The sequence below is a fragment of the Pseudogracilibacillus sp. SO30301A genome (assembly GCF_037072025.1).
Taxonomy (GTDB): Bacteria; Bacillota; Bacilli; order Bacillales; family Amphibacillaceae; genus Pseudogracilibacillus.
Genome location: NZ_JAXHDD010000018.1, coordinates 35,051 through 48,974 on the forward strand (window position 1 = coordinate 35,051; position 13,924 = coordinate 48,974).

At 35.8% G+C, this 13,924-nt stretch carries 11 protein-coding genes and 3 pseudogenes; 1 reads left to right on the forward strand and 13 read right to left on the reverse strand.

Annotated elements, in window-relative coordinates; all coding sequences use genetic code 11:
* Positions 1-1,033 precede the first annotated feature (1,033 nt).
* The 3 genes and pseudogenes from SPD89_RS23045 to SPD89_RS23055 form a co-directional block, all read right to left on the reverse strand.
* Entirely contained in the window at positions 1,034-1,177 is a 144-nt protein-coding gene (locus tag SPD89_RS23045) for a transposase (protein ID WP_442961129.1), read from the reverse strand.
* A 93-nt stretch (positions 1,178-1,270) separates the two neighbouring features.
* A pseudogene (locus SPD89_RS23050) lies at positions 1,271-1,605 on the reverse strand (aldehyde dehydrogenase family protein); the annotation flags it as partial.
* A gap of 77 nt (positions 1,606-1,682) precedes the next feature.
* Positions 1,683-1,826, reverse strand: coding sequence for a hypothetical protein (locus tag SPD89_RS23055; protein WP_442961130.1), 144 nt, complete (start codon positions 1,824-1,826; stop codon positions 1,683-1,685).
* Between the two features lie 176 nt (positions 1,827-2,002).
* Here SPD89_RS23055 and SPD89_RS10710 point away from each other — a divergent pair, with 176 nt between their 5' ends.
* The gene (locus SPD89_RS10710) at positions 2,003-2,917 is read left to right on the forward strand and encodes a hypothetical protein (RefSeq protein WP_336261941.1); all 915 of its coding nucleotides are present in this window, start codon (positions 2,003-2,005) and stop codon (positions 2,915-2,917) included.
* Here the strand turns inward: SPD89_RS10710 and fsa are convergent.
* From fsa to SPD89_RS10760, 10 genes and pseudogenes are all read right to left on the reverse strand, one after another.
* Positions 2,894-3,576, reverse strand: a pseudogene (fsa, locus tag SPD89_RS10715) (fructose-6-phosphate aldolase). The gene SPD89_RS10710 and the pseudogene fsa overlap by 24 nt on opposite strands.
* Positions 3,577-3,595: 19 nt before the next feature.
* Positions 3,596-3,802, reverse strand: coding sequence for a phosphogluconate dehydrogenase C-terminal domain-containing protein (locus tag SPD89_RS10720; RefSeq protein WP_336261942.1), 207 nt, complete (start codon positions 3,800-3,802; stop codon positions 3,596-3,598).
* 713 nt (positions 3,803-4,515) lie between these two features.
* Complete coding sequence (locus tag SPD89_RS10725) at positions 4,516-5,463, reverse strand: sugar-binding transcriptional regulator (RefSeq protein ID WP_336261943.1); 948 nt, start codon at positions 5,461-5,463, stop codon at positions 4,516-4,518.
* 288 nt (positions 5,464-5,751) lie between these two features.
* Positions 5,752-6,704: pseudogene (locus SPD89_RS10730) on the reverse strand (IS30 family transposase).
* Between the two features lie 384 nt (positions 6,705-7,088).
* The gene (lpdA, locus tag SPD89_RS10735; RefSeq protein ID WP_336261944.1) at positions 7,089-8,468 is read right to left on the reverse strand and encodes a dihydrolipoyl dehydrogenase; all 1,380 of its coding nucleotides are present in this window, start codon (positions 8,466-8,468) and stop codon (positions 7,089-7,091) included.
* Between the two features lie 88 nt (positions 8,469-8,556).
* On the reverse strand, positions 8,557-9,888 hold the full coding sequence (locus SPD89_RS10740) for a dihydrolipoamide acetyltransferase family protein (RefSeq protein ID WP_336261945.1): 1,332 nt from the start codon (positions 9,886-9,888) through the stop codon (positions 8,557-8,559).
* Between the two features lie 15 nt (positions 9,889-9,903).
* Complete coding sequence (locus SPD89_RS10745; protein ID WP_336261946.1) at positions 9,904-10,887, reverse strand: alpha-ketoacid dehydrogenase subunit beta; 984 nt, start codon at positions 10,885-10,887, stop codon at positions 9,904-9,906.
* Between the two features lie 13 nt (positions 10,888-10,900).
* Positions 10,901-11,890, reverse strand: a complete 990-nt coding sequence (locus SPD89_RS10750; protein ID WP_336261947.1) for a thiamine pyrophosphate-dependent dehydrogenase E1 component subunit alpha — start codon at positions 11,888-11,890, stop codon at positions 10,901-10,903.
* A 342-nt stretch (positions 11,891-12,232) separates the two neighbouring features.
* A complete protein-coding gene (locus SPD89_RS10755; protein WP_336261948.1) occupies positions 12,233-12,877 on the reverse strand; it encodes an L-ribulose-5-phosphate 4-epimerase in 645 nt (214 codons plus the stop codon).
* A gap of 51 nt (positions 12,878-12,928) precedes the next feature.
* Positions 12,929-13,924 (reverse strand): ABC transporter permease, encoded by a 996-nt coding sequence (locus SPD89_RS10760; RefSeq protein ID WP_336261949.1) that lies wholly within the window; start codon positions 13,922-13,924, stop codon positions 12,929-12,931.

Here is a 13,924-nt window from a genome sequence, read left to right on the forward strand (position 1 = left end):
AATGTCATGTTGTTACTACAAATTTTATCAATTTTCTTATCTGTTGTCAATATTTTTTGATGCTTCACAACATAAACTATTAAAACGGTGTCCAATATTGTGCATACAATTAAGGGTAAATATCATCCGCAAAGTACGATATAGCAACAATTATCTTTAATAACGATAAAAGAAGTAATAGATTGCTATAAAAAGATTGAGGTATCACATATTACATATAGGAAAATGAACATGGAGGTGTATTGAAGTGGAAAAATTCCATACAACATCTCCAATCTTCCAACAAGGGGATAATATCGTGATCTCTTAGTCATTCACAAATTATATCGCCATTAGGCGATTATTTTCGAAACCAAAAGCTCAAGCATTGAAAATCGTGCATCCCGCAAAGTACACGGTATATGACTGGGCAGACTGAAACTTGAAACCTTCATTAAAAAATTTATAAAAAGACACCGGTAAAAAATAACTAGTTTCAATATACATAGCAGGAATTAAATATTCGGATAAAAGGTTTTCCCACAGTTCTTTTAAAAATAAAATAAACTTTCTCCGAGACGGCTAAACTTTTCAGCATCTTTTTGTTTTGGGACTAATATAAATAGCATGGTCTCTAACCGAAAAACTTCTAGCCAATCTAAAAAATGTAGATTTACTATCCTCTATTTTAAGCGATTTTTGATTTTCTTTTTTTAGAACATACTTGTGATTTCTGTTTCCTCAAAGAATAATTCATGGGTACAATGAAAGCATCAACGATTTTCTTTAAGGAAGTAATTGCTAGGGAATATGATATGAGCCGGGGTTATTAGGTAAATTTATTAGATCCGATTCACGTAAGGTAAGCGTCAAATTACCCCTACTTAATAAGGGATTATTTGACGCTTGCATTAAATTCTTATTTAAGATGTTTAAACTACCGCCTGCTAGAGCAGGTGGATTTCGACATAAATGTCAGCGACTAAGGTCGTCCTTCAGGATGAAGTCCTGCAAAAGTCCATAAGCTGAAGCCTACTCCTAGTTCTGACTAAACTCATTCATCAATCTTGAAGTTTTCACCATTGCCTTCAGCGAATTGATTGGCAATATTATTTCTTATTATTTCTTCTGTCACTGTTCCAACGGTTGCACAAAAATATCCTTTAGCCCAAATACTTTTTTTAGTTCCGTGACTTATCCTGTAATTATTTTGATGATCGACCTTTTAGGTACTGCAAAACTTTGCTTGGTGCCGTAATTCCATCTATATTAGAATGATTCACCATTTTGATCCAATCAATGAACCTGAACCTGTCACCATATTAATAATTTCCTTAGGAAGTTCAGCATCATGGAAACATTGAATTAATTTTGCACAAGGAATTGCAGCTTCACTTGCCGGCTTAATACTACTGTAATGCCATAAACTAACGCGGGAGCCATTTTCCATAAAGGAATAGCTACCGGAAAACTCCAAGGAGTTATTACTTCGAAAACCTCTTAAGGGGCTCTTGTTGTGTACATAAGAGCATCCTTATCTGCAAAAGGTGCCACATCACCTACTGAACGTAAGTCCTCCCCAGCGTAATAACGTAATATTGCGACTCCATGAGCTGTTTCTCCCGTTTCTGATTCTGTCCATTGACCATTAATAAAATTTAAGTATGTGATTACTAAACCTATACCTCCTTGGTGGTGTAAAATCACCTGTTTTCTTTTAATTTTTCATATACTAATTTGGTCGCCAATACATCGAGAATAGCTACACCTACTGATTTAAATATCGTTACACTGTTTTTTATACTTTCCTTCTCACCATTTAAAACTAACTTTTTGTTACTATTCACAGTCAAAATTTAATGTTGCGTTTTTTTTGGGCCAAAAGTTATTCACAAGTGGATAACTTTTGACCTTTTTTTCGCTATCCGCAGATTGAAATCTGTGGATGCATATGGGTTGAAAATGTGATAAGGTAGCCTTTGAAGATACATAAAATAGATTTTTGGGAAGAGGAGTACGACACATGGCTGGTGGAAATTATCACAATCAACTTTACAACGACTATGTCACTTTAACGGAAAAATATGAAGCGCTCATCGCTGAACTAAAAAAACAAACCGCACAGCATAAAGCTGATTGGGAAGAGATGCAACGATTAACCAAACAGATTGAACAAAAAGATAAAATGAATGACAAACTCATAAAAGAAAATATAGAACTAGCTAAACAGGTGGAAGCTCTCATAAAAGAAGTCGCTCGTTTGAATCAAATCAATGGCATGGATGGCACCAATAGCGGTTTACCTACCAGTCAAACTCCGATTCAAAAGAAAAAGCACGTTCCTAATAGTCTTACTCAATCAAAGAAAAAGAAAGGTGGTCAACCAGGACATAAAAAGCATACGCTCAAGAAATTCGATGAACAAGAAATCAATGCGTATGAGGAACATAAAGTCGTGGAATGTCCACATTGTCAAGGAACGGTTGAAAAAATTGCTGATGGAAAAACCAAGGATGAATTTGACTATGAGGTCGTCCTTGTCAAAAAACGCCATCGTTTTCCCGTGTACCAGTGTACGAATTGTCATAAGAAAACACACACGCCCACCCCAGTTCGTTTGAAAGAAGAAAATCAATATGGTCCACATGTTCAAGCTATGGCACTGACTTTTATGAATGAAGGAAATGTGAGCATTAATAAAACACAAGAGATGATCAAAGGATTTACGTTTAGCGAGATGGTTCCAAGTGAAGGCTATCTAGCTAAACCACAACGACGTGCTGCCAAAACATTAGCTCCTTTTTCGGAAGAGATGCGCAAGCATCTCCTCACACAGTCGCTGATTCATTGGGACGATACGGTCATCATGGTGAATCAGCATCGTGCTTGTCTGCGCTTTTATGGAGATAAACATCTAGATCTCTATATTTCTGATTGATCTCATTTTAATGAATGTTCGAATGCCTGATTGAATACTAGATAACGTACTAATCTTATTCGGTACATTCTTCCAATCTTCTAAAAACTGCTGGATTCCATTATCAGTTAATGGATGTTTCCATAATTTTGGTAGAAGGGACCCAGGGATTGTAGCGATATCTGCACCTGAAATAGCTGCTTTTTCCAAATGTCCAATACTTCTAATACTAGCAATAATAATTTTTGCATCGAATTGATAGTTTGCTAATGTTACTTTTAAATTTTGGATTAATTCAATTCCGTCTTCCCCGATATCATCTACTCTTCCAACAAATGGACTAATATATGTTGCCCCTGCTTTTGCAGCTATTAATCCTTGAGAAACTGAAAAAACAAGTGTCACATTCGTTTTAATTCCTTCTTTTGGTAAAATATTTACTGCCTCAAGTCCTGCTTCCGTCATAGGAATTTTTACTACAACATTTGATGCCCATATGGCGATATCTCTTGCTTCTTCCACCGTTAGGCCAAAACTTCCGCGCTTACAGGTCCGTCCACAATACTACAAATTTCTTTGATCGTTTCTTTAAAGTCCCTATTTTCTTTAGCAATAATGGAAGGGTTTGTTGTTATACCGTCAACTAAGCCTAAGCGATTAATCCTATGGTAGCCATTGATTACGGAAAAGAAGCGATCATTAAGCCAGATTGGAAACGTATATTTGATGACGAAGTGAAAACATCGCCTTAGCCGCTTCTTCCGGTATACCCTTTTTAACTACTTCATCTAAACTTTCTTTAAGAAGAGTTCCAATCATACATGTGACTACTTCAACATTCCAAGAATCCGTATCTTTCTCGAATATGAAAGACACATCCAGATGACTATTCACACGTTTTATCACGGTTCGATTATAGTAAATATGCTATTTCCCACTAATCTAGAATATCAATGGAGATTAAAGTGTGTAAAATCTTCCCTTAGCGATATACAAATTCCCAGTGCTAGGACATTCAGTCGCTCCCTCGTACTTTCTTCCATACCTCTTGCCGTACTAACTTTTTGAGCAAGCTCATATCTTTTTTCCATCCACCATTTGCCTTTTCAAGCTATTTTCCAGATACAGGGTAACGACATTTCCTTTGAAATTGCGAAAAACAATTTTATAAACGGTTTTCTTCCTTATCCTTTCATATTTTGTTTTTCAATGACGGATTTTAAGACATTGTTATCGTATTTATACAGTTCTTTTTGGTAGTTAATAAATTTCCCTTCTTTTCTAGTCCCTTATTCCAATTGTAAGTGTAAGACATAGAAAATTACCCAGGAAACTTGCAAACAAAAAATTGAGAATAAAGAATCCTATATTATTATCACTCAAAGTTTTTCCGCTAATGTATCTTAAATTAATAAGTGTAAATACTTTTTTTATTGCAAGTTTCGGATAAAAGAGTAACAGCTTCATAAAGATCTCAATGGATTCAGACGGAAACCACCAGTCTCAGCACAAGAAAAGTTTTTTTACTTGAAGACTAAAATTACTAATTGCTACGAAAAGCTATAAAGTACAAGGCTAATCATTGTACAGCTAGTGAGCTACAGTATAATAACATGTTTTTATTTATTTTTGGCAATTTTGTTTGCTGTTTTCTGATCCGTAATCAGAACATCTATAAACTCCCCTTTTAAAGCTGCTAACAAGCTCTCTGCTTTTTTTTCTCCACAGACAACTGCAATAACCCTGTTAATATTTTTAAGACTTTCTAAAGATATCCCTATTACTTGTTTATCCAAAATATCATGCAATGGGATGCCATTTTTGTCAAAAAAACGGAAGCCTAAATCTCCGGTTACTCCTTTGTGTTTCATTATTTCTTTATCCTCTTGTTGAATATACCCTAACCTTTCTAAGGTAGATTCTTCATAGGGATTACCTATACTAATAAGTGCAGTATCTACTTTTTCTCCTTCTTTTAGAACAAGATCAATATCCTCCATGCCGATTAGTCTATCATATAATTCTTTGGATTCTACTATTGCAGGTACATATAAATAAGCACAGTCTCCCCCCACTTTATTTGACAACTCATAAGCTAATTGATTAGCATGTATCTCCACTTGTTTTCTTCCCATACCACCTTCAAGAGGAACTATTTTTATTTCTTCCCTTGCTTCATAGGGAAACTCTCTCACAAGAGATGCTAGAGTTTTTCCCCAAGAAATACCTAAACTTTTTATATTATTCAGGTTTTTAGCTATATAATTTGCTCCTGCTTTAGCGACTGCATTAATCACTTCCTCTTCCGAGTCACTAACGGATGGAACAACTAAAACATCTTCTAAGTTAAATTTTTTTTCAATTGTTTCTTCTAAATTAACAGTATGATAAGTTTTGTCATTTATATAAACTTGAATAATACCAATTTCTTTAGCTTTCTGTAAATATTTAGAAATAACTGGCCGTGAAACTGAAAACTTTTTCGCGATTTTTTCTTGTGTCCAATTATGATTATAATAAAGGTTTGCAATCTTAACCAACTGTCTTCTCATTTCCCAATTTACCATTGTTAGCTCCTTTTAAATTTATTCAAAATCTATATTCAATTACTTATTTTTTATTTAATCGAACATACTTAAATAATTTTTTGTGAAATAATTTATTATATTCTTTTATAATTTTTAGTACTTGAATCAATTTCATAATTACTATTATTAAAAATACAAAGACTTACAGAATTTTAAATATGAAATTTTTTAAAATTTAAACTCCACTCCTTAATTTGCAATAATAAATGCAACACTCTTTGTGAAACCAGTATATAAGGTTTTTCTGTAATTTGTAGATTGTGTGGCCTAGGCCACACAATCTACAAATTTCGCGAACATTTCGCTCGGTGTTTGGTAGTCTAATATTTTCCGAGGAAGTGTGTTCATCTGTGACGCTCGTTTGATCCTCTTTCCCATGAAGCATAAGGATGTGCAAAATAAACGTCAATTTGAAGCTTTTTACCCTGCTCTGATAGCTCGCTAAATTCCGAACCATTATCTGCTGTAATGCTTTTAAAGACATTCTGAACTTCCGGAAATTCCGCATAAATATCTTGTAGGGCATCTGTGACAGCCGAGGCCGTTTTACTTTGAATACGTCGGATAATTTTATGACGTGTCTTTCTTTCTACCAGCGTCAGTAAAGCATCATCATTTGATTTGTGACCAAGGACTGTATCGATTTCCCAATGTACAAATTCTTCTCTAGTTTCTATCGATTCAGGACGTTCTTCAATGCTGGTTCCAAGTATTTTTTTATGTTCCCGTGATTTTGTCGACTTGGTTGAACGGCGGAGTTTCATTGCCAAATCCATATTGATTACCGATAATTTACCTTCATCGATCCAGTTATATAAAGTCTTTGTGGAAGGAATCTATTCAAATTTTTCCTGCCTTTTTGCATAACCAACAACCGCAACAGGTGACCAATCATCTTCTAAAATCTTCTCCTCTGCGAAATTAATGGATTCCCAGGCAGTTATCACAGTAGAGTGAGCTCCACAATTTTCACGGTTTTCTTCGTAAACACGTACACCAACGTCCGGGAAATATTTCGTATAAGGCTTCCGAAATGTATCAATTTGCTGGACTCTACCACGTTTCTTTTCACGGGAAATTGTACTAACATTGCGTCCCATTCTTCTTCCTATTTCCCTTAGTGATACGCCTTCACCGATATAGGCGGCTATTTGCCCTCTTTCAATTTCCGTTAAATGTGTAAATGTGCGTTTTTTTGTGTTAGAATCAACCTGAGTCATCGTGAATTCCCTCCGTATTTTTTTTGTTTTGTCAACCTTAACTATACGTGGTTTCACGATGGCTTTCTATTTATTTAGCTGTTGCATTTGATTTTACAATGAACCAAAATTTAAACTCAAATTTAAAAATTTAATAGTTTGATTTTTATGCATTAATGCAATCCGTTTCAACTTTGAAGCATTATAAATAAACGTAACGATATAAAAGTGAACTTTAGGCGCACTTTCCGATAACGGACATTGATAAGTTGAAAGAACTCCTTTAAATAGGCATTGATCAGTCTTTGATCAACTACCATTATACAAGATTTGGGGAGGGTTGCCTTTTTTGTACCTTGAAACCCCTACCCAGTAAAGACTAGAATTCTGAAATATACCCACTTATTAATTATAATGAATTCCTTTTCCTAAATAAGCACTAGCTGCTTCAAATAAACCTTCTGCTAAAGTAGGATGAGGGAATACCATACTTTCTATTTCTTCCACTGTTCCTTCTAAATGCATAAACGCTGTAGCTTGGCTAATCATTTCAGTGACATGAGCACCAACCATTACAACACCTAAGACTTCATTGTATTTTTTATCCGCAATAATTTTCATAAAGCCTTTGTTTTCCAATGCTGAAATGGCTTTCCCATTTCCAGCTAAATCGATTTTTTTCACTTTTACTTGGTGTCCAGCTTCTTTTGCTTGTTCTTCTGTAAATCCTACACTCGCAATTTCTGGGAATGTATACACACAGTGAGGGATAATGGCGTTCTTTTTATTTTCGTTCCCTAAAATATGATCTACTGCACGGATTCCTTCATTGCTAGCTGCATGCGCTAATTGAAAACCGCCGATTAAATCACCAACCGCATAGATATTCGGTTGAGATGTCTGCATGTTTTTGTCGACTTTCACAAACGGGCCATCAAACTGAATGGTTAAGTCTTCTATTCCTGTTACATTTGGTCTCCGGCCAACACTCATTAAAATGATATCCGTTTCTAACGTTATTTCTTTTCCATCTTTGTGAAAAATTACTTTGTTATCTGTTTCTGTCTTTTTAAATTCGGTTACTTGGGCATCGATATGAAAAGTGATCCCATCGTTTTCTAATTCTTTCTTTAAAAACTCGCCAGCTTCACGATCTTCCATTGGTAGTATTCGTTCAGCCATCTCAACGATATCTACTTTCGTTCCTAAACTATTAAATATGCAAGCTATCTCTAAACCAATTACACCCCCGCCAACAATAACGAGGCGCTCTGGAATTTCTTCAATGTCAAAAATCGTATCACTTGTATACATCGTGACTTCTTGAGCACCTTGTATTGGCGGAATGAATACTTGTGAACCGGTTGCTAAGATGACATGTTTAGCTTGAATATTCTCATTAGATTTCTCGCTTTTGATCGTTACTTTACCATCATCAGCAACATATCCATATCCTTGATAATACTTGATTTTATTTTGACGTAATAAACCTTTAATTCCGTTCTTTAATTGATTGATTACATTATTTTTTCTCTCGATCATTGTAGCTAAATCTACTGAAACATTTTCCACATGGATTGCTAAAGCTGAACTATCCTTAATTTGCTTTAATACTTCGGCATGCTTCAAGAGTGTTTTCGAAGGTATACATCCACGATTTAAGCAGGTGCCACCTAATTCATTACCTTCTATTAAAGCTACGGTTAAACCAGATTTTGCAGCTCGAATGGCTGCGACATATCCCCCTGGCCCTCCTCCGACAATTGCTACATCAAATTGTTCCATTCTATTAACCTCCCAAGATTGTTTAGGTTATATGTTTCAAAATGTTTATAAAGAAAAGGGGGAATTGGATTTTCTCCCCCTAAATTCTTTATACAAGTATACTAAATGGATTTTCTAAGGTTTCTTTTAATGCTGTTAAAAATTCTGCCGCAGGCGCACCATCAATTGCACGGTGGTCAAATGATAAACTAAGTACCATCATAGGCTTGATCTTAATTTCCTTATCAACGACAACTGGTTTTTCATTAATGCGGCCAACACCTAAAATGGCTGTTTCAGGCGGATTGATAATCGGTGTAAATCCGTCAATCGCATACATCCCTAAATTACTAATCGTAAATGTACTGCCTGTCATTTCTTCAGGTGTCAACTTACTATCTCTTGCTTTCATACCAAGAGTTTTGCTTACTTCTGTCAGTTCAGCAAGACCTTTTTTATCTGCATTGTGAATCGATGGTACAATTAATCCGTTTTCTACTGCGACTGCAAGACCTATGTTTACATCTCTGTTGAAGACAATTTCATCTTTTATTAAAGAAGCATTTAACTTCGGATATTTCATTAAGGTGTGTGCTGTTGCTTTAATAATGATTTCAGTAAAAGATAAGCGGAATCCTGTCTGTTCCTCCACAATTGGTAATAACTGCTTTCGTATATTGATCACAGCCGTCATATCTACTTCTGTTGTCAATGTAACATGAGGAATCGTTCTAGCACTCTCTAACATTTTATCAGCAATAGCTTTACGAAGACCTTTTAATTTAACTCGTTCCGTCTCCTCACTAGTTGCTTTATGAGAAGCTAAATAATTTTCAACATCTTGTTTATCGATTTTCCCTCTTACTCCAGTACCTTGGATAGCGGATAGATCAAGGGCATGATCTTTAGCCATTTTTTCAGCAAGTGGTGTAATGAGAACTTTATTTTCTTTTGCATAATCAAGTACGTCTTGCTTATGAACTCGACCTTTTGGTCCTGAACCAGAGACATACTGAAGCTCAACGTCATTGTCACGGGCAATTTTTCGTGCAGCAGGCGTTGCGCGAACTTTCCCACTTTCTTCCGACGTTTCTGCTTGTTCATAACTAGGGTCGGCTTCCACTTTTTCTTCATTCTGTTCAAGAGCAGGAGTTTCCTCTATTTTTCCTTCTTGACTAGGAGCGGTATCCGGGACTTGCTCGTCAGCTTCCCCGATATAGCCGATGACTGTATTGATCGGTACTTCATCATCTACATCAAAATAGCGTTTTAATAAGATCCCTTCTTCATACGACTCCACTTCGATATTAATTTTATCGGTCATGATCTCAAATAAAGGTTCTCCGACTTCTACCGAGTCTCCTTCTTCTTTAAACCATTGAAGTAGTGTTCCTACTTCCATTGTACTGCTCAGTTTCGGCATAAAAATTTCTTGAGCCACTTTAGACAACCTCCCTTACGCTTTATTTAACGTTTCTTTTACTGCCTGAATAATATCTTGTACTTGTGGAACTGCGAGCTTTTCCAATTCTGGGTTATAAGGAATTGGCGCAGCTACTCCTCCAAGTCGCTTAATCGGCGCGTCTAAGTAATCAAATGCTTCACTTTCTGCAATCATACTTGCAATTTCTCCGCCATATCCACCGCGCTTTACTGCTTCGTGAACAACAACTAATTTACCAGTTTTGGAAACAGACTTTATAATTGTTTCTTCATCTAAAGGAACTAATGTACGCGGATCAACTACTTCGACACTGATACCTTCTTTTTCTAACTCTTTAGCTGCTTCTAAAGCTTTATACACCATGATAGCTGTCGCAACAATGGTTACATCTGTACCCTCTCGTTTAATATCCGCAACTCCAAGTGGGATAGAATATAAATCTTCCGGTACATCGCCTTTAGTTCCATATAATAATTTATGTTCATAGAAAATAACTGGGTTTGGATCATCGATCGCTGCTTTTAATAACCCTTTTACATCATAAGCTGTTGAAGGTTGAACAACTTTTAAACCTGGAATATGAGCCATCCATGCTTCTAAACTTTGAGAATGTTGCGCTGCAGCTCCTGTTCCCGAACCACTCGGAGTACGTAACACCATTGGCACATTTCCTTTTCCGCCATACATGTATCGTAATTTTGCTGCTTGGTTAACCATTTGATCCATTGCAATCGTAATAAAATCAGAGAATTGCAGTTCTAAAATTGGGCGCATTCCTGTCAAAGCTGATCCGACTGCTGCACCAGCAATTCCTGATTCACTAATTGGTGTATTTCGAATACGCTCCGGTCCAAATTCTTCCAGCATACCGCGCGTAACACCGAATGCTCCGCCATATAATCCAATATCTTCTCCTAAAATATAGACGTCTTCATTTTCTCTCATTTCTAGTTGCATAGCTTCTCGGACTGCTTCTAAATATGTTAGTTCTCTCATGATTACCCTCCTATTATGCATATATGTCTGTTAATAAGTCCTCTTTTGTAGGCATTGGTCCTTCTTTTGCAAATTCAACTGAATCTTCAATATCTTTTTTAGATTGTTGACGAATCGCTTCTGCATCTTCTTTTGTGAAAACTTCTGCAGCAATTAATACATCTTGGAAACGTTTGATTGGATCTTTTTCTTTCCAGTCACTTTCCTCTTCACGAGTACGGTATAATCTAGCATCACTCTTTGAATGGCCTTTCCAGCGGTATGTTTTCATTTCAATTAATGTCGGTCCATTTCCACTTCTAGCGTGTTCTACTGCCTCTTCTGTCGTATTCATTACTTCAATCATGTCATTTCCATCAATCGTAACTCCCGGAAATCCATAAGCTTTTGCACGTTCTGAAATATTTTCAATTTTAACCATATCTTTCACTGGACCTGACATTCCGTACTGGTTATTTTCACAAATAAAGACGACTGGAAGGTTCCAAACCGCAGCTAAGTTCAGTGCTTCGTGGAAACTTCCTTCATTCGTTGCCCCGTCACCGAAATAACAAACGGTCACATAGTCTAACTTTTTCATATGAGCCGTTAATGCAGAACCAACTGCTAGAGGAATTCCTCCACCAACAATCCCGTTGGCACCTAGGTTCCCTTTATCCACATCAGCAATATGCATGGAACCGCCTTTTCCTTTACAGTAACCAGTTGTTCTTCCAAATAATTCAGCCATCATTTTATTGACTTCCGCACCCTTAGCGATACAATGCCCATGTCCCCGGTGTGTACTCGTAATTTTATCATCTGGATGTAAAACAGCACACGAGCCTACTGCACTTGCTTCTTGACCGACACATAAGTGAGTAGTCCCATGGATCATTCCTTTGGCAAAGAACTCATCCACCTTTTCTTCAAACCATCTAATATCCCACATTTTTTTATATAATTCTTTCAACTTTTCATTATTAACTGATACCTTCAAATTATCCAAATTTATATTTTTCATTCTTAGCACTTCCTTCGTTTGAATACATTTTTTAAAAGTTTATTATGTAGATAAGATCTTTAAATAAGTAGTATTATATTAAAGTAAATACTTTAGATACTTTTAAAACATTTACTAAGTAGTGAATACCTATAAAAAAAACATACACTTATCCTCAAAAACAGGCGTTTTAGAGAATAAATGCACAGAATTAAACATGAAATATTTTTTAAACCACTAGTATATTTTTTTCAAATTCATATGCTAATATTAATTTAGTTTCAAATAATCCATTTATACAATGAAAAAATATTAATTTCTATTAACTGCGATAATACTTTACCTCAGTTAATAGAAGAACAATTAACGTTGTCCATATTGATGCTGATAATACTGATTTGCTTTATCTATCTGTTCTTCTGTTAATTCTTCAGGGGTTCCTTTTAGAAGTGCCAAATGCACAGTTTTAGCTATATCTTCAAGTACTACTGCAGATTTAAAAGCTCCCTCTGGATCTTTCCCAATTGTAAAAACTCCATGTTGCTTCATCAATATTCCAGAAGAGTCTCCAATATGGTTTACTATTGCTTCTCCAATTTCTTTCCCTCCTACTGGTACATAGGGACCTACAGGTACAGGACCTCCAAAAATATCAGCAACAGAAGTAATAACGGGAGGTATACTTTTTCCGAGTGCAGCAAAGCTGGTTGCGTAATTGGAGTGAGTATGAACGATTCCAGCAATATCTTTACGTTTACGATAAATGAATAAATGTGTTTCAGTATCTACAGAAGGAGCGACATCTCCCTCAATAATATTTCCCTCCGAATCAACAACAACCATTTTCTCAGGAGTTAACTGTTCATATGGCATGCCGCTTGGTTTAATAACGATATAACCTGTAGTTTCATCTCTTGCGCTAACATTTCCACTTGTCATTACTACTAAATTATTTTTTTGTAAACCTTTATTCAAATTACACACTCTTTTTTTTAATTCATTTAACAATATAAACCCCTCTTTTCAAACGTAATTTTAGTTATTAATCACTTATCAGTTCTATACTACCTTTATTTTGCTACGTTTTCTTTCCCCTATTTTTGTAGAAATAGAATGGAAAGAAATAGCTAGGACAACTAGAATCCCACTCACAGCAGTTTGCCAATAAGGAGAGACACCGAAAAGAACAATAATATTTTGTATCACAGTTATTATAGCTGCACCTATAATTGCTCCAAAAGGATTTCCCAACCCACCAGTTAGAGCAATACCTCCAATTACTGCAGCTGCAATAGAGTTAAGAGCCCAAGTGTCTCCGATACTTGGTTGAGCGGTGCCTAGTCTGGCGACCATTAACATACCAGCAAGAGATGAGAGAAATCCTACTAAGATAAATACAATTGTTCTAATATTATTTACTTTTATACCAAGAATCTTCGCTGCTTCAGGACTATTACCAATAGCATACATATACCGCCCTAATTGAGTCATTTGTGTAATAAATAATACAACAACCAATGTAACAAGCATGATTACAAAAGGCACCGGAATCCCTAAAATATATCCTTGTCCAATGAAATATATTTCTTTAGGGATACCCGTAATAGCTTTTCCCTTTGTCAAAACTAAAACAATCCCTCCGTAGACACCTGTCATTCCGATTGTCACCACTATAGAATTTAAATTTAAACGGGTTACAATTGTTCCATTAATTAAACCAAGGACAGCACCCAATAAAAGACTAATCCCAAAAGCTAAATAGGGATTTATTGAACCAGTTACCATTAGCATTCCACCAATAACCCCACAAAAGGCAGCTATCTTACCAACTGATAAATCCAACTCGCCAATTATCATTAAACATGATTGTGCTAAAGCAATAATACTAATAAATGCTAAGTCTCGAACTAACGATTGCAAGTTGTATGGATCCAGAAAATATGGAGAAAAAATAGAGGCAATTACTAACAGAAATATTAACACCAGGCCCATGTTCGTCAAATTACTCTTTTTCACAGCCTCTAAAGTAGCCTTGAATTTAGATGTTTGTTCCAT